We start from the raw sequence: 21,097 nt of genomic DNA, 5'->3' as shown, positions 1-21,097 counted from the left end.
CAACAGGCCTGTCCTTACGACGCTGACGTCACGGAGGAACAATGCAGCCGACCGCCACGGTGCTGGTCTACAGCGACGACTCCAACACCCGCGAGCAGGTGAGGTTGGCGACGGGTCGGAGGCCTGCTCCGGATGTCCCTGTGGTGGAGTTCGTGGAGTGCGCGACCCCTGCCGCCGTCGTCAGGGAGCTGGACAAGGGCGGGATCGACGTCTGTGTCCTGGACGGCGAGGCGGTGCCCATGGGGGGCATGGGGGTCTGCCGGCAGATCAAGGACGAGGTGTTCAACTGCCCGCCGGTGCTGCTGCTGATCGGCCGCCCGCAGGATGCGTGGCTGGCCACCTGGAGCCGGGCTGAGGCGGCTGTGACGCTGCCTGTGGAGCCGGTGGAGTTCGCGGCCGCGCTGGCCTCTCTGCTGCGGACGAAGAGGCTTCAGAGCGCCTAGGAGTTCGTCACGGCCCCGGGGCCCGTCTCACACGCTCTGGGGCCTCAGCCTGGCCCGCTCCGACGGACTCGGGCCGTCCGGGGTGCCGGCGATCAGGGCGCTGCCGTTGCGCCAGCTCTTCCACGGCAGGTTCCAGTCGCCGAAGCCGTTGCCGAAGGATTCCATCGTGTTGCCGTACGAGTTGATGACCTTGACGACGTCGCCCTCGCGGACGTTGTCGAAGAACCACTCGGCGTTGGCGGTGCTCATGCCGGTGCAGCCGTGGCTGACGTTGGCGTAACCCTGGGAGCCGACCGACCAGGGGGCGGCGTGCACGTACTCGCCGCTCCAGGTCACCCTGGTGGCGTAGTAGACGGGTAGGTCGTACGAGTCGGCGGAGCCCTCCGCTATGCCTATGCTCGTGCCGCGCATGCGTACGAAGTACTCCTTGCCCAGTACGACCTTGACCCCGTTGCGGGTCTCGTAGCCGGGCTTGCCGGTCGTCACCGGTATGGACCGGACCTCCTCGCCGTTGCGGTAGAGCGTCAGCTGGTGGGAGGCGGCGTCGGTGACGGCTATGACCTGGTCGCCGGTGGTTATCTTCAGGGGCTTGACCTTGCCGCCCCACACCCGGTCGCTGATCTTGACGCCGTCGAGGTTGCTGCGGGCCCGGATCGTGGCGCCGGCGGGCCAGTACTCCTTGGGGCGGTAGTGGAGTTCCTTGTCGTCCACCCAGTGCCAGGTGCCCTCCACGGCGGGCGTGGAGTCGACCTTGAGGGCCCGCTCGACTATGGCGCGCTGCTTGCGGTCCTTGACGGCCTGGTTCAGCTTGGCCGTGATGGGTTGGCCCACGCCGTACTTGCCCGCCTTCGGGCCGAACTCCACCGTCAGATGCTTCTTGGTGGTCGGCTTGCTGGTGACGAAGGTGAGGGTCTTTCGACCGGGGGCTCCGTCCTCGTCCTCCGTGCTCACGCGCACCGTGTAGCGGGCGTGGGCGGCGAGCGGGGAGGTGCTGTGCCAGCGGGTGCCGTCGGCGGAGAGTTCGCCCGCGACGTAGCGTCCTGCGGCGTCCCTGGCGGTGACGTCCGTGATACGGCCGTCCGAGTCCTCCGTGGTGACCTCCAGGGGCTTGTCGGGGTCGGCTTTGCGGCCGCCCCCCGAGGGGCCGTTGAAGGCGATCTGGTCGGCCGCGTCGTAGGGCTCGGCGGACAGCGGGTTGCCGTCGCTGCTGCATCCGGCGGCGCTCGCGCCCAGCGCGACCAGCAGGAGGGTGCAGCCTATGACGGTGCTCGTGGACGGTGTTTTGCTCATGGCCTCACGCTAGGAAGCCGGATGGGTGGCGGCGCGCCGGGTGACTCGTACGGGTGATGTCGATTGCTGCAAAAGCGGGAGCCCGGACACTCCTGACGGAATGTCCGGGCTCCTGTGAACTCGCTTCGTGTTACTGGGTGCGGTTCTCACCGCGGTAGTACTCGAAGACCCAGCCCCAGAGACCGATGAGGATCAGTGGGGCCGAGAAGTACAGCAGCCACCAGCCGACCGCGATCCCCAGGAAGGCGAGCGCGCCACCGATCCCGAGGGAGAGCGGCTGCCAGCTGTGCGGGCTGAAGAACCCGACCTCGCCGGCGTCGTCCGCGACGTCCGCCTCCTTGTTGTCCTGCGCGCCCGCGTCGACCCGCCGGGCGGTGAAGCCCAGGTAGAAGCCGATCATGATGCACAGGCCGAAGGCCAGGAAGAGGGCCGTGGTGCCGGCCGGCTCCTTGGACCAGACGCCGTAGACGATCGCCATGCCGAGAACGAAGACGCTCAGCCAGGCGAACATCGTGCCTTGGGTCTTCACTTGCCGGCCTCCTTGCCACCAGCCAGGGCCTTCTCACCGTGAGGGGCGTTCTCAAGCTGGTCGAGAGCGGCGATCTCAGGGTGATGCAGGTCGAACGCCGGGGATTCGGAACGGATCCGCGGCAGGGTGAGGAAGTTGTGGCGCGGCGGCGGGCAGGACGTCGCCCACTCCAGGGAGCGGCCGTAGCCCCACGGGTCGTCGACGCCGACCGGCTTGCCGTACTTGGCCGTCTTCCACACGTTGTAGAAGAAGGGCAGCAGCGACGCGCCGAGCACGAACGAGCTGATCGTGGAGATCGTGTTCAGGGCGGTGAAGCCGTCGGCCGCGAGGTAGTCGGCGTAACGACGCGGCATGCCCTCGGCACCCAGCCAGTGCTGGACGAGGAAGGTGCCGTGGAAGCCGATGAACAGCGTCCAGAACGTGATCTTGCCGAGGCGCTCGTCGAGCATCTTGCCGGTGAACTTCGGCCACCAGAAGTGGAAGCCGGAGAACATCGCGAAGACGACGGTGCCGAAGACGACGTAGTGGAAGTGCGCCACCACGAAGTACGAGTCGGACACGTGGAAGTCCATCGGCGGCGAGGCCAGGATGACGCCGGTCAGACCACCGAAGGTGAAGGTGATGAGGAAGCCGGTCGCCCACAGCATCGGCGTCTCGAAGGACAGTGAGCCCTTCCACATGGTGCCGATCCAGTTGAAGAACTTCACACCGGTCGGCACCGCGATGAGGAACGTCATGAAGGCGAAGAACGGCAGCAGCACACCGCCGGTGACGTACATGTGGTGCGCCCACACCGTCACGGACAGACCCGCGATGGCGATCGTCGCCGCGATCAGACCCATGTAGCCGAACATCGGCTTACGGGAGAAGACCGGGATGACTTCGGAAATGATTCCGAAGAACGGCAGGGCGATGATGTACACCTCTGGATGGCCGAAGAACCAGAAGAGGTGTTGCCATAGCAGCGCCCCGCCGTTCGAGGCGTCGAAGACATGCGCACCGAACTTGCGGTCCGCCTCCAGCGCGAACAGCGCCGCCGCAAGGACGGGGAAGGCCAGCAGGACCAGCACCGCGGTCAGCAGCACGTTCCACACGAAGATCGGCATGCGGAACATGGTCATGCCCGGCGCACGCATGCAGATGATCGTGGTGATGAAGTTGACCGAGCCGAGGATCGTGCCGAAGCCGGAGAAGGCCAGACCCATGATCCACAGGTCGGCGCCGATGCCCGGGGAGCGGACCGCGTCCGACAGCGGGCTGTAGGCGAACCAGCCGAAGTCGGCCGCGCCGCTCGGCGTCAGGAAGCCGCCGACCGCGATGAGCGAGCCGAACAGGTACAGCCAGTAGGCGAACATGTTCAGCCGGGGGAAGGCCACGTCCGGCGCGCCGATCTGCAGCGGCATGATCCAGTTCGTGAAGCCGGCGAACAGCGGCGTCGCGAACATCAGCAGCATGATCGTGCCGTGCATCGTGAACGCCTGGTTGAACTGCTCGTTCGACATGATCTGCAGGCCCGGACGGGCCAGCTCGGCACGCATGAGCAGCGCCATCACGCCGCCGATCACGAAGAACGCGAACGACGTGACGAGATACAGCGTCCCGATCGTCTTGTGGTCGGTGGTGGTGAGCCACTTGATCACGACGTTGCCGGGTTGCCTGCGCCTGACCGGCAGCTCGTTCTCGTACGAGTCCTCAGCTGCGGCGGCACCCTGGGGTTCGTTGAGGATGCTCACAGGTTGTTCGTCTCCCGGTTCTTCTCGTGGCTCGTCTGCGCGATGCCGGCGGGAACGTAACCGGTCTGCCCCTTCTTGGCGAGGTCCTTGAGGTGCTGCTCGTAGCGCTCGGGGGAGACGACCTTCACGTTGAACAGCATCCGGGAGTGGTCGACGCCGCACAGCTCGGCGCACTTGCCCAGGAAGGTGCCCTCACGGTTGGGGGTCACCTCGAAGGCGTTGGTGTGGCCCGGGATGACGTCCTGCTTCATCAGGAACGGCACCACCCAGAAGGAGTGGATGACGTCACGCGAGGTGAGGACGAAGCGGACCGTCTTGCCCTTCGGCAGCCACAGGGTCGGGCCCGGGTTGCCGGTCTGCGGGTTCCGGGTGCCCGGGGTGCCGGCGTCGTAGACACCGCCCGCGTTCGCCGGGAAGTCCTCCTTGAACCGGTCCGGAATGGCGGCCAGGTTCTTGTCGGTCTTCGCGTTGCCGCTGGAACCTTCGACGGGCTGGACGTAGTTGAAGGCCCAGCTCCACTGGTAGCCCACGACGTTGACGGTGACGTCGGGCTTGTCCTTGAGGCTGAGGAGCTTCGTCTCGTCGCGGGCCGTGAAGTAGAAGAGCACCGAGACGATGATGAGCGGAACCACCGTGTACAGCGCCTCGATCGGCATGTTGTACCGGGTCTGCGGAGGAACCTCGACCTTGGTGCGGCTGCGCCGGTGGAAGATGGTGCTCCACAGGATCAGGCCCCAGACCAGCACGCCCGTGGCGAGCGCGGCCGCCCACGATCCCTGCCAGAGGGAGAGGATCCGCGGAGCCTCTTCCGTGGTCGGGGTGGGCATACCAAGGCGGGGGAAGTCTTCCCAGTTGTACGAGCAACCGGTGGCTGTCGCCAGGACCAGGCCCGCGGTCATTGCCTGCAGCAGCTTCCGCCGCATCGGGCGCCGCGGCGAGCGGTCGGAGCCGTTGGGACTCACGTAGCGCCTTCCCGAGAGTCTCGCCCGCGCGGTATGGCTGCGGCCTGCCTTCTCGCTGGTCGGTCGCCGCCCTGCGACGGGCAGGGGTTTGGATGTTTATGCGGACCAAACCCTAGCCGACGCTCTTCGAGGGTTCGCGAGGAGGGGGGCCTAGTGGAGTGGGGGGTTCGCTGGATTGGCGGCTGCGGGTGTGTGGGGGCTGGTCGCGCAGTTCCCCGCGCCCCTGAGCGGCGTTGCACTTGCCGGGCGTTTTAGCGTTGCTGTGTGAGCTACTTCGATGCTGCTTCCAGTGCTCCTCTTCATCCTGTTGCCCGGCAGGCGCTACAGGCTTCCCTCGATGAAGGGTGGGCCGATCCTGCACGTCTCTATCGGGAGGGGCGGCGTGCGCGGTTGTTGTTGGATGCGGCTCGGGAGGCTGCCGCGGAGGCCGTCGGGTGTCGGCCGGACGAGCTGGCCTTTACGCCGTCCGGTACTCGGGCCGTCCACACCGGCATCGCCGGAGTGTTGGCGGGGCGGCGGCGGGTCGGGCGCCACCTGATCGTGTCTGGCGTCGAACACTCCTCTGTGCTCCATGCGGCTGACGCGCACGAGGCTTCGGGCGGGGCGGTCACGCAGGTCGCGGTGGACCGTGCGGGGGCGGTGAGCGTGCGGGCGTATACGGAGGCGTTGCGGCCCGACACCGCGCTGGCCTGTCTTCAGTCGGCCAACCACGAGGTGGGGACCGAGCAGCCGGTGGCGGAGGTGGCCGTGGCGTGCCGGGCGGCCGGGGTGCCGCTGCTGGTGGATGCGGCGCAGTCGCTGGGGTGGGGGCGGGTCGAGGGCGACTGGTCGGTGTTGACCGGGAGTGCCCACAAGTGGGGCGGTCCGTCGGGGGTCGGGCTGCTTGTCGTACGGAAAGGGGTGCGGTTCGCCGCGCAAGGGCCCGTGGACGAGCGGGAGTCGGGGCGGGCGGCCGGGTTCGAGAACATCCCGGCGATCGTCGCCGCGGCGGCCTCACTGCGGGCCGTTCGGGCGGAGGCGGCCCAAGAGGCGGTACGGCTGCGGGAGCTGACGGAGCGGATCCGGGCGCGGGTGCCGCGGCTGGTGCCGGATGTGGAGGTGGTCGGCGATCCGGTGCGACGGCTGCCCGGCATCGTCACCTTCTCCTGTCTCTATGTCGACGGGGAGACATTGCTGCACGAGCTGGACCGGGCCGGCTTCTCGGTCTCGTCCGGTTCGTCGTGCACGAGCAGCACGCTGACGCCCAGCCATGTGCTGAAGGCGATGGGCGTGCTGAGCGAGGGGAACGTGCGGGTGTCCCTGCCGCTCGGGACGGCCGCGGAGGAGGTCGAGCGGTTCCTGGAGGTGCTGCCGGGGGCCGTCGCGGGAGTGCGGGAGAAGCTGGGGGCACCGGCCGCCGAGTCGGTCGTACAGGACGAGGACGTCCTGGTCGTGGACTCCCTCGGCAAACGGTGCCCGATCCCCGTCATCGAGCTCGCGAAGGTCATCGGGGAGGTGCCGGTGGGCGGACTGGTACGGGTCCTCTCCGACGACGAGGCCGCCCGCCTGGACATTCCGGCGTGGTGCGAGATGCGGGGGCAGGAGTACGTGGGCGAGGAACCGGCGGAGCGCGGGGCGGCGTACACGGTGCGCCGACTCGCTTGATCAGACGCTGCGAAGCGGCGCTGATCAGGGGCGCGGGGAACTGCGCGACCAGCCCCCCACGCACCCGCACACGACAACGCCACTGCCAGGGCAGACGCGCAGTCGCACGCACCCGGCCTCAGCCGAGGTGCTTGCGAACCTCCTCGGCGGCAGCGTCCCCGTACGCCTTCATGAACCGATCCATGAAGTGCGCCCGCCGCAGCTGGTACTCCTGCGTGCCCACCGTCTCGATGACGAGCGTCGCCAGCATGCAGCCGACCTGCGCGGCCCGCTCCAGCGAGACACCCCACGCCAGTCCCGACAGGAACCCGGCGCGGAAGGCGTCGCCGACACCCGTGGGGTCGGCCTTGCGCTCCTCCTCGGCGCAGCCGACCTCGATCGGGTCCTGGCCGGCCTGCTCGATGCGTACGCCGCGCGAGCCGAGGGTCGTGACGCGGTGGCCGACCTTGGAGAGGATCTCCTCGTCGCTCCAGCCGGTCTTGGACTCGATGAGCCCCTTCTCGTACTCGTTGGAGAAGAGGTACGTCGCGCCGTCCAGCAGTATCCGGATCTCGTCGCCGTTCATACGGGCGATCTGCTGCGAGAAGTCGGCGGCGAAGGGGATCTGGCGCGAGCGACACTCCTCGGTGTGGCGGAGCATCGCCTCGGGGTCGTCGGCGCCGATGAGGACCAGGTCGAGGCCGCCGACGCGGTCCGCGACGGTCTTCAGCTCGATCAGCCGGGCCTCGCTCATCGCACCCGTGTAGAACGAGCCGATCTGGTTGTGGTCGGCGTCGGTGGTGCAGACGAAGCGGGCGGTGTGCAGGGTCTCGGAGATACGGACCGAGCCGGTGTCGACGCCGTGCCGGTCCAGCCAGGCCCGGTACTCGTCGAAGTCGGAGCCCGCGGCGCCGACCAGGATCGGGTTCGTGCCCAGCTGGCCCATGCCGAAGGCGATGTTCGCGCCTACGCCGCCCCGGCGTACGTCCAGGTTGTCGACCAGGAAGGAAAGCGAGACCGTGTGCAGCTGGTCCGCGACGAACTGGTCGGCGAAGCGGCCGGGGAAGGTCATGAGGTGGTCGGTGGCGATGGAGCCGGTGACTGCGATGCGCACGGCTGGAGTCTCCTGCGGAATCAAAGGGGGCGCGCGATAGCGCTCGTTGGAAGGGCGGTGGTGGGCGACGGGAGGGCCGGTTGACATTCCACGCTACCGTGCGTGACCAGGACTCTGAAGCAGTCAAAAATACCTGATAGTAGATCTTTCTTCGCGGGCTCCGGCGTGCATACGGTGCCGCTATGACGAAAATCGAGGTCCACGCCCCCGTTCCGGCCGACCTGGAGGTCGACCTGGCGTCGCTGCTCGGTGACTGCGCGCGGATGGCTCCCCACTGGACCGTCCCTGACCGCGTCCTTTCCCTTCCGGTCTCCCCCTCACGCATCCACGGGGTGACCGTGCCGCCGAGGTCGGCGCGGCTGCTGGACGCCATGTCGGACTACGGCGACTGATACGGCGACCGAATCCGCGCCGTTCAGGGAACCGTGCGCTCCCCCGCTGCGTCCCATCGCTGTCCCCCGTAAAGGGGATGCGGGATACGACCCCGTGGGCCGTCCTTTTTGACAGGGTCGGGTCAGGGTCATGGGACATGTGCGCAGCCGAAGGAGCGATGCGGTGAACACCGAGCGACCCGAGAACGACGACCCGGGCGCCGAGGGCTCCGCCGAGGAGCAGGGCGTTCAGGAGAAGCAGGGCGCCCGGGAGGAGACGGGCACCCCGGAGGAAAAGGGCGCTCCGAAAGAGAAGGGCATCCCGGAGAAGAAGGGCGCCGCCGATGCCGAGGCTTCCGGTGACACCGGTGCTTCCGGTGACACCGAGGCTTCCGGCGGCGGCGAGGAGAGCGCGTCCGGCGCCGTCGGGGGCGAACCGGCTGGTGACGCCGAGGCGCCTTCTCCGGCCTCCGCCCCCGCCTCCGCTTCCGCCTCCCCTCCGGACCTTGAGGAGTCCGGTGAAGAAGGGGACCGGGCCGACGGCTCAGCCCGCCGCCGCTCCCCCGCGATCATCGCCTCCGTCGCCGCCGCAGTACTGCTCGTGGGGGGCGGCGGGGCCTATCTCGCCGCGAACGCGTCGGGTGGGTCGGACGGTGGTACGACCTCGGCGGCGCCCGGCGGTGAGACTCCGCCGCCGCTTCACCTCGACGGGTTCACCGGGAGTGACGCCGGGGGCGGTACCGGCGGGATCGCGCCCGGGGAGCCGAATCCGTACGGCGTCACCTACAAGGCCGACGGGGATCTCGCGGACGGGCCCGGCTCGGCGCCGGTGTACCGTGCGGCGGGCGAGGTCGGCGCCGACGAGGTGGCCCGGCTGGCGAAGTCGCTCGGGGTGGACGGGGCGCCGGTGGCCCAGGGGCAGACCTGGCGGGTCGGCGCGCAGGACGGGGCCGGGCCCAGCCTGCAGGTGAACAAGCAGGCGCCGGGGACCTGGACGTACTACCGGTACACGCCGGGCACCGACAACTGCCAGAGCACCACGGTGTGCCAGAAGGACTCCGCCGGGCGGGCCGGCGACCCGGTCGGCGAGGAGGCCGCGAAGAAGGCCGCCGCCCCGATCCTGAAGGCGGTCGGTCAGGACGACGCGAAGCTCGACGCGAGCCAGGTCATGGGCGGTCAGCGGGTGGTGAACGCCGATCCCATGGTCGGCGGGCTGCCCACCTACGGCTGGACGACCGGGGTCACCGTGAGCGCCCAGGGTGAAGTGGTCGGCGGGAGCGGCCAGTTGAAGGCGCCGGTGAAGGGGGACACGTACCCCGTGCTGGACGCCGAGAAGACGCTGAAGCTGATGAACACGGCACCGCGGACCGACCACCGCATGGGCATCGGCGGCTGCGCCAGTCCCGTACCGCTGAAGGACCGCCTTGAGGCGCCCTGCGGCCAGGAGGCGTCGTCGGGCGCGGCGCCGAAGAAGGACACCGTGACCGTCGAGAAGGCGGTGTTCGGGCTGGCCTCGCACTACGTGGACGCGCGGCAGGCGCTGGTGCCGTCCTGGCTGTTCCAGGTGAAGGCGCCGGGCGCGCAGGACGGCTTCACCGTCACGTATCCGGCGGTCGACCCGAAGTACCTGGTCTCGGCCACGCCGTCCGAGGAGCCGACCGGGCAGCCGAGCCCGCGGCCGACCGAGCCCAAGGACCAGCCGACGTCGGCGCCGGTCACCCGCAATGTGACGGTGGACGGCTACACGGCCGAAGGCTCGGAGCTGACCGTCGCCTTCACCGGCGGCGTGTGCGCCGACTACAAGGTGACGGCGGACGAGAGCGGTGACGAGGTGACGGTGCGGGTGACCGAGACCTCGCAGCCGGAGAAGGTCTGCATCCTGATCGCCAAGGTGTTCCACAAGACCGTGCAGCTCGACGAGCCGCTCGGCGACCGGAAGGTCGTGGGCACGGACGGCCAGAAGATCCCGCTGGAGAAGCCCGGGGCACGGCTCCCGGACGCACCCGAGACGTCCGGGGCCCGGTAGGAGCCGGAGCGGCTCCGAAGGACCACGGACAGCGAAAGGCGGCGGCCCCGTCGGAGGGGGCCGCCGCCTTTCCGCGTTTCGGCGTGCGCGCCTTCGGCCGATCCCGGCCGAACGGGGCGGGACTCAGCTGAAGGAGTCGCCGCAGGCGCAGGAGCCCGTCGCGTTCGGGTTGTCGATCGTGAAGCCCTGCTTCTCGATCGTGTCCACGAAGTCGATGGAGGCGCCGCCCAGGTAGGGAGCGCTCATGCGGTCGGTGACGACCTTGACCCCGCCGAAGTCCTTGACGACGTCGCCGTCGAGCGAGCGCTCGTCGAAGAAGAGCTGGTAGCGCAGACCCGAGCAGCCACCGGGCTGGACGGCCACACGCAGGGCGAGGTCGTCACGGCCTTCCTGGTCGAGCAGGGCCTTCACCTTGGCCGCGGCGGCGTCGCTCAGAATGATGCCGTCGGTGGCGGTGCTGGTCTCGTCCGATACGGACATCTACATCTCTCCCGGGTTGTACGGAGACTGCTTGCCGACCATTGCAACCGGCGGGTCGGCGGATTCATTCCGGGCCGGATGCTTGTCTTTCGGTCCTTCTTCATGCTCGCACACGGCGCGCGAAGCGGAAAACGCCTCTTTGGGGAATACGCGGGGCCGTCACCGGGATTCACGTCACATCGACATGATGGCCATCGTCAAACTGACGTGAACCGGTTATGATAGATAGCGTCAATCCGACGAGAAGTCGGTGAAGGTGTCCCGCTTGCCCCGCCGGGTCCGGACTTTTCCGGCCCGGCGAGCCGCAGAACAGAAAGGGTGCGTGTCGTGACCACCGCCCAGACCCAGGAGCTCGACGTACAGCCGACGCCCCTCGCCCTGCTGCTCCTCGGCCGTGAGGCCGACCCGAGGAGCGAGCGTGGCGTCGAGTGCCCCGGCGACCTGCCCTCGCCGTCCGACCCGGACCTGGTCGAGCGCGCCCGGGCAGCGAAGGAGAAGCTCGGGAACAAGGTCTTCGTGCTCGGCCACCACTACCAGCGCGACGAGGTCATCCAGTTCGCGGATGTGACCGGTGACTCGTTCAAGCTGGCCCGGGACGCCGCCGCGCGCCCGGAGGCCGAGTACATCGTCTTCTGCGGTGTGCACTTCATGGCGGAGTCGGCGGACATCCTGACGTCCGACGACCAGAAGGTGGTCCTCCCCGACCTCGCCGCCGGCTGCTCGATGGCCGACATGGCGACGGCCGAGCAGGTTGCCGAGTGCTGGGACGTGCTGACCGAGGCCGGCATAGCCGAGCAGGTCGTGCCGGTGTCGTACATGAACTCGTCCGCGGACATCAAGGCGTTCACGGGCAAGCACGGCGGCACGATCTGCACCTCGTCCAACGCGGAGCGGGCGCTGGAATGGGCCTTCCAGCAGGGCGAGAAGGTGCTCTTCCTGCCCGATCAGCACCTCGGCCGCAACACCGCCGTCCGCGACATGGGCATGTCCCTGGAGGACTGCGTCGTCTACAACCCGCACAAGCCGAACGGCGGGCTGACCGCCGACGAGCTGCGCGCCGCGAAGATGATCCTGTGGCGGGGCCACTGCTCGGTGCACGGCCGGTTCAGCCTGGAGTCGGTGGAGGACGTGCGCGCCCGGATCCCCGGCGTCAATGTGCTGGTCCACCCCGAGTGCAGGCACGAGGTCGTGGCCGCGGCGGACTACGTCGGATCCACCGAGTACATCATCAAGGCCCTGGAGGCCGCCCCGGCCGGCTCCAAGTGGGCCATCGGGACCGAGCTGAACCTCGTACGGCGCCTGGCGAACCGTTTCGCGCCCGAGGGCAAGGAGATCGTCTTCCTCGACAAGACGGTCTGCTTCTGCTCGACCATGAACCGCATCGACCTGCCGCACCTGGTCTGGGCGCTGGAGTCGCTGGCCGAAGGCAACCTGGTCAACCGCATCGAGGTCGACAAGGAGACCGAGGCGTTCGCGAAGCTGGCGCTGGAGCGGATGCTGGCCCTGCCGTAACCCCCGGTCCGGCCCGCTGTCACCCCGAGGCGGATTTCCGCTCGGGGTGCGCGGGGTCGAGGCTGAAGACGGTGCCGTCGGGAGCGGTGACGACCAGCGCACCCTCGTTGAGCTGCACCTCGGGCCCGGCGGTGCCGCCGGAGAACACCCGGGTGACCCGCGGCAGCGTCTCCCACAGCAGGGTGCCCTCGCGTGCGTCGAGAGCAGCCACCCGGCCGCTGTCGCTGGACATGTACAGGGTGCGCGTCCGCGTGTCGTAGGTGGCCTTGCCCGGCGATTCCAGGCTGGTGGAGGTCTCCCACAGCTGCTTGCCCGTGCGGGCCGACAGGGCGGTCACCCGGCCGTTGGACGACACGATGAACAGGGTGCCGTCGGCCAGCGTCGGCTGCCCGTTGTAGCCCGACGCCAGCTTCACCGTACTGCGGGTCTTCTTGTCCGGGTCGATCAGCAGGAGTTGGCCGAACGCCGAGCCCGTCGCGATCGGCTCGCTGTCGTCGGCCCACACCAGTACGGCCAGTCGGCCCTCGACGCTCCCGAGGATGCCGCTCTGGTACGGCACCGCGATGCGCTGCACCGAGCCGTCGGTCCGGTCCACCGCCAGGACCAGGGATGCCTCGGCCTCGTCATGGGTGCAGTGCGCGTACAGGTCCGTGTCGACCGTCGAGAACGTGCAGTAGTAGCCGTCGGGCACCTTCATGGTCCAGCGCGCGGCGCCGGTGCGCGGCGACCGGGCCGTCACCGTCCGGCCGTCGGTCTCGGCCGTCAGGACCACGTCGCCGGACAGGACCAGGTCGACGTTGCCGTCCTTCACCTTGCGGGACCACAGCTCGGCGCCTGTCCTGGTGTCGAGGGCGACCAGGTGGGTCGTCTCGGTCGCGCCGTCGTCGCTGGTGACGTTCTGCCGGACGAGCAACGCGCCCTCGCGCACACCGAGCGGCTTGGCCCAGTAGTCCCCGCCGTCGTCGGCGGCCGGTGCCAGATCGGCGCGCCAGACGGTCCTGCCGGTCAGGCCGTCCAGGCGTACCGGGAGAACTCCCTGGCCGGCGCAGTACGCGGCGAGGTCGTACATCACACAGGCGGCGTCACCGTCGAACGCGGAGTCCGCGATCGCCTTCCGCGCGCCGAGCGGCGCCGTCTCGTTCACCGTCGTCTGCCAGGCCCGCCAGCCGTCGGGCAGCGCCGACCACCGGGACGTGGCGGGCGAAGCGGACACGGACGGTGCGGTGGCCGCCCCGTCGCCGCTGTCCTCCCAGCCCGCCCCGAGCAGCAGATAGGCCGTCAGCCCCAGGGCAAGGGCGCCGGCCGTACCGGTCACGGCCCACAGCGCGCGCCTGCCGCCGCGGCGGCCCAGGCGGGGGGAGTACGTCCGCCCAGAGAGGCTCCCGGACACTCCCCCGGAACCGGTGGCGGCCATCCGGTCGGTGCCGTTCCCGGGGCTGGTCTCCCCGTCGGACCGCGGGGTGACCAGCGCGTCCAGGCGCAGGCTCACGGTCTGCGGGTCGCCCTCCGCCGGGTCGGGCAGGACGTCCGCGAACCTGCTTGCCAGTTCGTCGAGTTCGGGCCGGTCCGCCACTTCCTTGGCGAGGCAGCGCTCCAGTACCGAGCGCAGCGGTTGAGCCAGTCCGTCCAGCACGGGTGCGTCGTGGACCACCCGGTACGCCGTCAGATAGGGGCTGTCCGCGTCGAAGGGGCCGCGCCCGGTGAGGGCGAACACCAGTAGCGCCCCGAGCGAGAAGACGTCGGAGGCGGGGCCGACCTTGCGGGCGTCGGTGAACTGTTCCGGCGACATGAAGGGCGGGGTGCCGATCATCTGGCCGGTCTCGGTGAGGGTCTGGTGGTTCTCCGCCGCGCGGGAGATGCCGAAGTCGATGACGCGGGGACCGTCCTCGGCCATCAGGACGTTGGCCGGTTTCAGGTCCCGGTGCACCACCCCGGCCCGGTGGATGTCCCGCAGCGCCTCCACCAGCCCCAGCGCCAGCTGCCGCAACTCGGCGCCGCGCAACGGGCCCCGCTCACGCAGCCGCTCGGCGAGCGAGCGGCCGGGCACGTACTGGGTCGCCATCCAGGGCCGGGCCGCCTCGGGATCGGCGTCCACGACGGGCGCGGTGAAGGCACCGCTCACCTTGCGGACGGCCTCGATCTCCTGCCGGAACCGCATCCGGAACACGGCGTCCTCGGCGTACTGGGAGTGCACCACCTTGACGGCGACCTCACGCCCCGACCGCGCCCTGCCCCGGTAGACGATCCCCATCCCGCCGGCCCCGAGCCGGTCGACCAGCTTGTACCCCCCGACCGACCTCGGGTCGTCCCTGTGCAACGGCACGCCCGATTCCCCTTCTACCGCAGAGCAGTTCGAGGCAAAGAATACGTAATCCGAAAACGCCGAAGGCCGGATCCCCGATCTTTGTGCATCGGGGACCCGGCCGCCGTGTGGATCACGACCGTCGCCGTACCGGTCGGCGAGGGGCCGTCAGACCCCTGCCGGCTCCGGCTCGTCCGAGGCCGGCTCGGCAGGCGTGCCCGCCTTCTTGGCCCGCTTCGCCGCCCTCTTCTTCGCGCGCCGCTCCTTGCGGAGTTCCAGCATCGCGTACAGCGTCGGGACGAGGAGGAGGGTCAGCAGGGTGGAGGTGATCAGACCGCCGATCACGACCACGGCCAGGGGCTGGGCGATGAATCCGCCCTCGCCGGTGACGCCCAGGGCCATCGGCAGCAGGGCGAAGATCGTCGCCAGGGCCGTCATGAGGATGGGCCGCAGACGGTGGCGGCCGCCCTCGATCACGGCCTCGACGACGCCGTAGCCCTCCTTGCGGTACTGGTTGATCAGGTCGATCAGCACGATCGCGTTCGTCACCACGATGCCGATCAGCATCAGCATGCCGATCATCGCGGGGACGCCCATCGGGGTGCCGGTCGCCACCAGGAGGCCGATCGCGCCCGTCGCCGCGAACGGGATCGAGACCAGCAGGATCAGCGGCTGGACGAGCGAGCGGAACGTCGCCACCAGCAGCATGAAGACGATCGCGATCGCCGCCAGCATCGCCAGGCCCAGGTTGGCGAACGCGTCGTCCTGGTCCTGGGAGACACCGCCGATCGACGCCGTCGCGCCCGCCGGGAGCGTCAGGCCGTTGATCTTGGACTGGAGGTCCGCGCTCACCGCGCCCGTGTTGTCGCCCGTCGGCTTCGCGGTGATCGTGGCCGCGCGCTGGCCGTCGATCCGGGTCATCGAGACCGGGCCGTCCACCAGCTTCACGTCCGCGATGGCACCCAGCTTCACCGGGCCGAGGCGCAGGTCCTGAAGCTGCTTCAGGGTCTTCGCCGGCTCGGCCGCCCTGATGACGATGTCCCGCTCGGTGTCGTCGAGGATCGCCTGGGCCGCCGTGTTGCCGCGGACCGCCTGGGCCACCGCCATACCGAGGGTCTGGTCGTTGAAGCCCGCCGCGGCCGCCTTGTCGTTGGCCTTCACCGAGATGCGTGGCACGCTCTGCGACAGGTCGCTGGTGACGTCGGTGACGTCGTCCAGGCCCGCCACCGCGTCCCGCACCTGGTCCGACGCCTTGCGCAGCACATCCGCGTCGGCCGCCTTCACGACGACGCTCAGGTCCTGGGCGCCGAAGCCGTCACCGGCCGCGATGGTGGTCGTACCGATGCCGTCCAGCTTCTTCAGGCCGGCCTCGATGCGGTTCTGTACGTCGTCGTACGACGCCGAGTCCTCCAGCATCACCTGGTAGGACGCCTGGTTGGTGTCGGTGCCGCCGCCGAAGGCCGCCATGAAACCGGACGAGCCGACCGTGACCTGGTAGTCCTTGACGCCCTTGGTGCCGGCGAGCAGCTGCTCGACCCGCCGGGCCTGCTCGTCGGTAGCCGCCAGGCTGGTGCCCGGCTTCAACTCCTGCTTGACGGTGAGGACTTCCTGCTCGCCCTGGTCGAAGAAGTTCGTCTTCAGCAGCGGCGCCATGCCGAACGTACCGACGAGGACGACGATCGCCAGCAGCACACTGGTCAGCCGGCGGCGGGTCGCGAACCGCAGGACGGGGACGTAGAGGCGCTGGAGCCGGCTCCTCGCCTCCTTCTCCTCCGCCACCCGGCGCGCTTCCTCGGCGTCCTCGGGCGTGCCCTTCGGCGCGCGCAGGAACCAGTACGACAGGACCGGGACCACCGTCAGGGACACGATCAGCGACGCCAGCAGGGCCGCCGTGACCGTCAGGCTGAACGAGCCGAACAGCTCGCCCACCATGCCGCCGACCAGGCCGATCGGCAGAAAGACGGCCACCGTGGTCAGGGTCGAGGAGGTCACCGCGCCGGCGACCTCGCGGACCGCCTTGAGGATGGCGTCCTGGCGCTCCTCGCCGTAGCCGAGGTGGCGCTTGATGTTCTCCAGGACCACGATCGAGTCGTCGACGACCCGGCCGATGGCGATGGTGAGCGCGCCCAGCGTCAGCATGTTGAGCGACAGGTCGCGCGTCCACAGGACGATCAGGGCCAGGACGACGGAGAGCGGGATGCTCACCGCCGTCACCAGCGTCGAGCGGATCGACGCGAGGAAGACCAGGATGACGAGGACCGCGAAGAGCAGACCGAGCGCGCCCTCGGTCGTCAGTCCGTCGATGGACTTCTTGACCGCCGGGCCCTGGTCGCTGACCACGGTGATCGTGGCGTCCGGGCCGAGGTCCCCCCGCATCTCCGACAGCTTGTCCTGCACCGCGTCCGAGATGGCGACCGCGCTGCCGTCGCGGTCCATGGTGACCGCGACCGCGAGGGACGGCTTGCCGTCGGTGCGGGTGATGGAGTCGGCCGGGGCCTGCTCCTGCTTGACGGAGGCGACGTCACCGAGGCGGACCGGCTTCTTGCCGGGTGCGGCCTCGCCGGTGACCATCAGGTCCTCGATCTGCTTGAGCGAGGTGAAGCCGCCGCCCACCTGGACGGTGCGGTTCTTGCCGCCCTCGTCGAAGGAGCCCGCCGGGACGGTGGCGCCGCCCGCTTGCAGGGCCTGCGAGACGGCCGCCGAGGTCAGACCGGCCTTCGCCAGCTTCGCGTCGTCCGGCGTGACGGTGATCTGGAGGTCGCGTACGCCGTCGACGGTGACCTGGCCGACGCCGTCGATCTCCTTCAGGTCCGGCACGACGGTCCGGTCGAGCCGGTCGGCCAGTGCCTGCTGGTCCGTGCTGGAGGTGACGGCCAGCACGACGGTCGGGATGTCGTCCGTGGAACCGGCGATGACCTGCGGGTCCACATCGTCCGGCAGCTGGACGCGGGCCCGGTTGACGGCCTGCTGCACATCGGCGACGAGCTGCTTGGAGTCGGGGCCGTAGTCGAAGGACGCCATGATGACGGCGTTGCCCTCACCGGCCGTGGAGGTGACGCCGGTGATGCCGTCGACGGCTTCGAGGCTGTCCTCGATCGGCTCGACGACCTGCTTCTCGACGACGTCCGGCGACGCGCCCTGGTACGGGGCGAGCACGGACACCATCGGAAGTTCGATGGAGGGCAGCAACTGCTGCTTGAGCTGGGGTATCGCGATCGCGCCGAAGGCGATCGCGATGATCGACATCAGGCCTATGAGGGCACGCTGGGCGAGGCTGAATCTGGACAGCCAGGACATGGGTTCAGGGTCTCTCTTCTGTGAGCGGCAGAAGTGGCAGCAGACGCCTGTGCTTCACAGATGAGCGCCCGCCCTTACACCCTGAGCCATCCCGGAGCCCGGTTTCGTAGGCCCCAGGTCCATTTCCTTATACGGCGCATACTCCGGGCGCAGTACGCGAGGTGGAGTTCACTCCACCCTTGGACGTACCAGCCCGGACTCGTACGCGATCACCACGAGCTGGGCCCGGTCGCGGGCGCCGAGCTTGGACATGGCCCGGTTGACGTGCGTCTTCACGGTCAGCGGGCTGACCTCCAGACGCTCGGCGATCTCGTCGTTGGAGTGCCCGCCGGCGACCTGCACCAGCACCTCGCGCTCCCGGACGGTGAGGGCGTCGAGCCGCTCGGCGCGGGCCGGGTCGCGGTCGTCGTCGCCGCCGCCCTGGGCGAGGAAGCGGGCGATCAAGCCCTTGGTGGCGGCCGGGGAGAGCAGGGCCTCACCGCCGGCCGCGACGCGGATGGCGCTGAGGAGTTCGTCGGGTTCGGAGCCTTTGCCGAGGAAGCCGGAGGCGCCGGCGCGCAGCGACTGCACGACGTAGTCGTCGACCTCGAAGGTGGTGAGGATGACGACGCGGACGTGCGCGAGGGTCGGGTCGGCGCTGATCATGCGGGTGGCGGCGAGGCCGTCGGTGCCGGGCATCCGGATATCCATCAGCACGACGTCCGCCCGCTCCTCCTTGGCCAGCAGCACCGCCTCCGCACCGTCGGACGCCTCGGCCACGACCTCCATGTCGGGCTCGGAGTCGACGAGCACCCTGAAGGCGCTGCGGAGGAGGGCCTGGTCGTCGGCGAGCAGGACGCGGATGGTCATGGCGGGTCCTCTGCGGGGCAGGGGGCGGGTGGCTTCGCCATACGACAACTTCCGCGGGGTGCGCCCGAGTTCCGCGACTGCGTCATCCGGCGTCTTCCGCTGCGCGGGTACGGCTCTTGACCGGCAGGATCGCATGGACGCGGAAGCCGCCGCCGTAGCGGGGGCCGGTGGTGAGGGTGCCGCGCAGGGCGGTGACGCGTTCGCGCATGCCGAGCAGGCCGTGGCCGCCGCCGTCGGGGGTGTCGTCCTCGCCGGCGCCGTCGTCCAGGACGGTGATCTCCACGTTCGGCCCCACGCGGACGACGCTGACCTCGGCCTTCGCCTCGGGGCCCGCGTGCTTCTGCACGTTGGTGAGGGCCTCCTGGATCACGCGGTAGGCGGCCAGGTCCACGGCGGCGGGGAGGGTGGCGCCCTGGTCGGCACGGGCGACCTCGACCTGGAGGCCGGCGCTGCGGAAGGTGCCGGCGAGTTCGTCGAGCCGGTCGAGGCCGGGGGCGGGTTCGGTGGGGGCCTCGGGGTCGCCGGACTGGCGGAGCAGGCCGACGGTGGCGCGCAGTTCGTTGAGCGCGGAGCGGCTCGCCTCGCGGACGTGGGCGAGGGCCTCCTTGGCCTGGTCGGGCCGCTTGTCCATGACGTGCGCGGCGACGCCGGCCTGCACATTGACCAGGGCGATGTGGTGGGCGACGACGTCGTGCAGGTCGCGGGCGATCCGCAGGCGCTCCTCGGCGACGCGGCGGCGGGCCTCCTCCTCACGGGTGCGCTCGGCCCGTTCGGCACGCTCGCGGATGGCGGCGACCACGGCGCGACGGCTGCGGACGGCGTCGCCCGCGGTGGCCCCGATACCGGTCCAGGCGAAGATGGCGAGGTTCTCCTGGGCGTACCAGGGCAGGGGGCCGGCGAGCATGGCGGAGCCGGTCAGCACGGTCATGGTGAGCAGGCCGACGCGCCAGGTGGTGGTGCGGTCGGTGGTCGAGGCGACGGTGTAGAGGGCGATGACCGCGGACATGGCGACGGGGGCGCGGGGGTCGCCGGTGACGGACTCGACGACGGAGGCGGTGCCGGTGAGGGCGAGGACCGTGATGGGGGCGCGGCGGCGGAAGACCAGGGCCGCGGAGCCGAGGACGATGAGCACGAGGCTCAGCGCGTCCGGGGTGCGCAGCGCCCAGGTGACGCCGTTCTTCTCGTGCGGGTCCACGAACGAGCCGGCCACCATGCAGGCCAGTACGCCGACGGCCAGCGCCGCGTCCAGCGCCATGGGATGCGCTTTCAGATGCCGCCGGGCGCGGTCGAGGGTGCTCACGCTTGATTACGGTACGGCGTCCCCGCGGGGCTTGGAACGGGGGCGGACGTCAGTCCCCGGGATCAGCCCGGGATCAGCCCGTCGTCGCTCAGCAGCTCCCGAACCTCCTCCAGCGTCGCGTCCGGCGACGGGAGGATCAGTTCGGAGGGTTCCAGGGAGTCGTCGGGCAGTGGTGTGCCCAGTTCGCGGACCTTGGACAGGAGGGCCCCGAGGGTGCGGCGGAAGCCGGGGCCGTCGCCGTTCTCCATTTCCGACAGGAGCTCGTCGTCGAGCTTGTTCAGCTCGGGCAGGTGGCTGTCGGACAGCTTCACCTGCCCCTCACCCATGATCCGGACGATCATGTCGCCCATCTCGGCCTCCTCGGCGTGAGCCCCGGCCGTCGGCTACTGCTTGTCGAAGCGCGGGGTGTCCTGCGGCTGCTGCTGGGACTGCGACTGGCCGTTGCCGCCCTCGATCGCCTGCTGCGAGGGCGAGCCGCCCGCCAGCTCCGCCTTCATGCGCTGCAGTTCCAGCTCTACATCCGTACCACCGGAGAGCCGGTCCAGCTCGGCCTGGATGTCGTCCTTGTGCATGCCGGACTGGTCGTCCAGGGCGCCGGAGGCGAGGAGTTCGTCGATCGCCCCGGCGCGCGCCTGGAGCTGGGCCGTCTTGTCCTCGGCCCGCTGGATCGCCAGGCCGACGTCGCCCATCTCCTCCGAGATGCCGGAGAACGCCTCGCCGATACGGGTCTGGGCCTGGGCCGCCGTGTAGGTGGCCTTGATCGTCTCCTTCTTCGTGCGGAAGGCGTCGACCTTCGCCTGCAGCCGCTGGGCCGCGAGGGTGAGCTTCTCCTCCTCGCCCTGCAGCGTCGCGTGCTGGGTCTCCAGGTCGGTCACCTGCTGCTGGAGGGCGGCACGGCGGGACAGTGCCTCGCGGGCCAGGTCCTCACGGCCCAGCGCGAGCGCCTTGCGGCCCTGGTCCTCCAGCTTGGAGGACTGGGACTGGAGCTGGTTGAGCTGCAGTTCCAGGCGCTTGCGGGAGGTGGCCACGTCGGCCACTCCGCGGCGCACCTTCTGGAGCAGCTCCAGCTGCTTCTGGTACGAGTAATCGAGGGTCTCGCGCGGGTCCTCGGCCCGGTCAAGGGCCTTGTTCGCCTTCGCGCGGAAGATCATCCCCATACGCTTCATGACACCGCTCATGGGCTTCGCGCGCCCCCTTCTGACGTCCAGCTCCAGCTCTGCGACAGAACCCACAGTACGGGCCCTGCATCCATTGACGCACTGTTCG

17 protein-coding genes are annotated in these 21,097 nt (G+C 69.8%); 5 read left to right on the top strand and 12 right to left on the bottom strand.

The features are described 5' to 3' along the window. The first annotated feature begins 41 nt into the window (after positions 1 to 41). A complete protein-coding gene (locus POF73_RS35290; RefSeq protein ID WP_272123195.1) occupies positions 42 to 443 on the top strand; it encodes a hypothetical protein in 402 nt (133 codons plus the stop codon). Positions 444 to 470: 27 nt separating this feature from the next. Here POF73_RS35290 and POF73_RS35285 read toward each other — a convergent pair whose 3' ends face one another. The 4 genes from POF73_RS35285 to ctaC all read right to left on the bottom strand — a co-directional run bounded on the left by POF73_RS35285 (position 471) and on the right by ctaC (position 4,957). After that, positions 471 to 1,733, bottom strand: coding sequence for a L,D-transpeptidase (locus POF73_RS35285; RefSeq protein ID WP_272123194.1), 1,263 nt, complete (start codon positions 1,731 to 1,733; stop codon positions 471 to 473). A 130-nt stretch (positions 1,734 to 1,863) separates the two neighbouring features. Continuing rightward, on the bottom strand, positions 1,864 to 2,262 hold the full coding sequence (locus POF73_RS35280) for a cytochrome c oxidase subunit 4 (RefSeq protein ID WP_272123193.1): 399 nt from the start codon (positions 2,260 to 2,262) through the stop codon (positions 1,864 to 1,866). Beyond that, on the bottom strand, positions 2,259 to 3,995 hold the full coding sequence (gene ctaD / locus POF73_RS35275; protein WP_272123192.1) for an aa3-type cytochrome oxidase subunit I: 1,737 nt from the start codon (positions 3,993 to 3,995) through the stop codon (positions 2,259 to 2,261). Before ctaD ends, POF73_RS35280 begins: the two co-directional genes overlap by 4 nt. Continuing rightward, the gene (gene ctaC / locus POF73_RS35270; RefSeq protein WP_272123191.1) at positions 3,992 to 4,957 is read right to left on the bottom strand and encodes an aa3-type cytochrome oxidase subunit II; all 966 of its coding nucleotides are present in this window, start codon (positions 4,955 to 4,957) and stop codon (positions 3,992 to 3,994) included. Before ctaC ends, ctaD begins: the two co-directional genes overlap by 4 nt. Before the next feature lie 264 nt (positions 4,958 to 5,221). On the opposite strand from ctaC, the gene POF73_RS35265 reads away from it, so the two are divergent. Continuing rightward, positions 5,222 to 6,601 (top strand): cysteine desulfurase/sulfurtransferase TusA family protein, encoded by a 1,380-nt coding sequence (locus tag POF73_RS35265; RefSeq protein ID WP_272123190.1) that lies wholly within the window; start codon positions 5,222 to 5,224, stop codon positions 6,599 to 6,601. 118 nt (positions 6,602 to 6,719) lie between these two features. Here POF73_RS35265 and POF73_RS35260 read toward each other — a convergent pair whose 3' ends face one another. Next, positions 6,720 to 7,694 (bottom strand): carbohydrate kinase family protein, encoded by a 975-nt coding sequence (locus POF73_RS35260; RefSeq protein WP_272123189.1) that lies wholly within the window; start codon positions 7,692 to 7,694, stop codon positions 6,720 to 6,722. A gap of 182 nt (positions 7,695 to 7,876) precedes the next feature. On the opposite strand from POF73_RS35260, the gene POF73_RS35255 reads away from it, so the two are divergent. Then, positions 7,877 to 8,086, top strand: coding sequence for a hypothetical protein (locus POF73_RS35255; protein ID WP_272123188.1), 210 nt, complete (start codon positions 7,877 to 7,879; stop codon positions 8,084 to 8,086). Positions 8,087 to 8,249: 163 nt separating this feature from the next. Next, on the top strand, positions 8,250 to 10,091 hold the full coding sequence (locus POF73_RS35250) for a hypothetical protein (RefSeq protein ID WP_272123187.1): 1,842 nt from the start codon (positions 8,250 to 8,252) through the stop codon (positions 10,089 to 10,091). Between the two features lie 123 nt (positions 10,092 to 10,214). On the opposite strand, the gene POF73_RS35245 is transcribed toward POF73_RS35250, so the two are convergent. Then, complete coding sequence (locus POF73_RS35245) at positions 10,215 to 10,571, bottom strand: iron-sulfur cluster assembly accessory protein (RefSeq protein ID WP_030951236.1); 357 nt, start codon at positions 10,569 to 10,571, stop codon at positions 10,215 to 10,217. Positions 10,572 to 10,898: 327 nt separating this feature from the next. Between POF73_RS35245 and nadA the strand changes: the two genes are divergently transcribed. After that, positions 10,899 to 12,083: a quinolinate synthase NadA gene (gene nadA / locus POF73_RS35240; RefSeq protein ID WP_272123186.1), complete on the top strand. Its 1,185-nt coding sequence runs from the start codon at positions 10,899 to 10,901 to the stop codon at positions 12,081 to 12,083. Positions 12,084 to 12,102: 19 nt separating this feature from the next. On the opposite strand, the gene POF73_RS35235 is transcribed toward nadA, so the two are convergent. The 6 genes from POF73_RS35235 to POF73_RS35210 form a co-directional block, all read right to left on the bottom strand. Beyond that, positions 12,103 to 14,406, bottom strand: coding sequence for a protein kinase domain-containing protein (locus POF73_RS35235; RefSeq protein ID WP_272123185.1), 2,304 nt, complete (start codon positions 14,404 to 14,406; stop codon positions 12,103 to 12,105). 147 nt (positions 14,407 to 14,553) lie between these two features. After that, on the bottom strand, positions 14,554 to 17,682 hold the full coding sequence (locus tag POF73_RS35230) for an efflux RND transporter permease subunit (RefSeq protein ID WP_272123184.1): 3,129 nt from the start codon (positions 17,680 to 17,682) through the stop codon (positions 14,554 to 14,556). A gap of 168 nt (positions 17,683 to 17,850) precedes the next feature. Further along, positions 17,851 to 18,531, bottom strand: coding sequence for a response regulator (locus tag POF73_RS35225; protein ID WP_272123183.1), 681 nt, complete (start codon positions 18,529 to 18,531; stop codon positions 17,851 to 17,853). Between the two features lie 82 nt (positions 18,532 to 18,613). Further along, a complete protein-coding gene (locus POF73_RS35220) occupies positions 18,614 to 19,831 on the bottom strand; it encodes a sensor histidine kinase (RefSeq protein WP_272123182.1) in 1,218 nt (405 codons plus the stop codon). 62 nt (positions 19,832 to 19,893) lie between these two features. Continuing rightward, a complete protein-coding gene (gene pspAA / locus POF73_RS35215) occupies positions 19,894 to 20,172 on the bottom strand; it encodes a PspA-associated protein PspAA (RefSeq protein ID WP_272123236.1) in 279 nt (92 codons plus the stop codon). Positions 20,173 to 20,214: 42 nt separating this feature from the next. After that, positions 20,215 to 21,009: a PspA/IM30 family protein gene (locus POF73_RS35210; protein ID WP_272123181.1), complete on the bottom strand. Its 795-nt coding sequence runs from the start codon at positions 21,007 to 21,009 to the stop codon at positions 20,215 to 20,217. Positions 21,010 to 21,097 lie beyond the last annotated feature (88 nt).

It is taken from the genome of Streptomyces sp. HD, assembly GCF_028369295.1.
Lineage (GTDB): Bacteria > Actinomycetota > Actinomycetes > Streptomycetales > Streptomycetaceae > Streptomyces.
Note: the sequence above shows the minus strand (reverse complement) of the source record. Positions and strands in the feature narration are given on the sequence as shown.

Coding starts and splice junctions, on each gene's coding strand:
- POF73_RS35290 (WP_272123195.1), top strand. CDS start 42: ATGCAGCCGACCGCCACGGTGCTGGTCTACAGCGACGACTCCAACACC.
- POF73_RS35285 (WP_272123194.1), bottom strand. CDS start 1,733: ATGAGCAAAACACCGTCCACGAGCACCGTCATAGGCTGCACCCTCCTG.
- POF73_RS35255 (WP_272123188.1), top strand. CDS start 7,877: ATGACGAAAATCGAGGTCCACGCCCCCGTTCCGGCCGACCTGGAGGTC.
- POF73_RS35245 (WP_030951236.1), bottom strand. CDS start 10,571: ATGTCCGTATCGGACGAGACCAGCACCGCCACCGACGGCATCATTCTG.
- POF73_RS35230 (WP_272123184.1), bottom strand. CDS start 17,682: ATGTCCTGGCTGTCCAGATTCAGCCTCGCCCAGCGTGCCCTCATAGGC.
- POF73_RS35225 (WP_272123183.1), bottom strand. CDS start 18,531: ATGACCATCCGCGTCCTGCTCGCCGACGACCAGGCCCTCCTCCGCAGC.
- pspAA (WP_272123236.1), bottom strand. CDS start 20,172: ATGATCGTCCGGATCATGGGTGAGGGGCAGGTGAAGCTGTCCGACAGC.
- POF73_RS35210 (WP_272123181.1), bottom strand. CDS start 21,009: ATGAGCGGTGTCATGAAGCGTATGGGGATGATCTTCCGCGCGAAGGCG.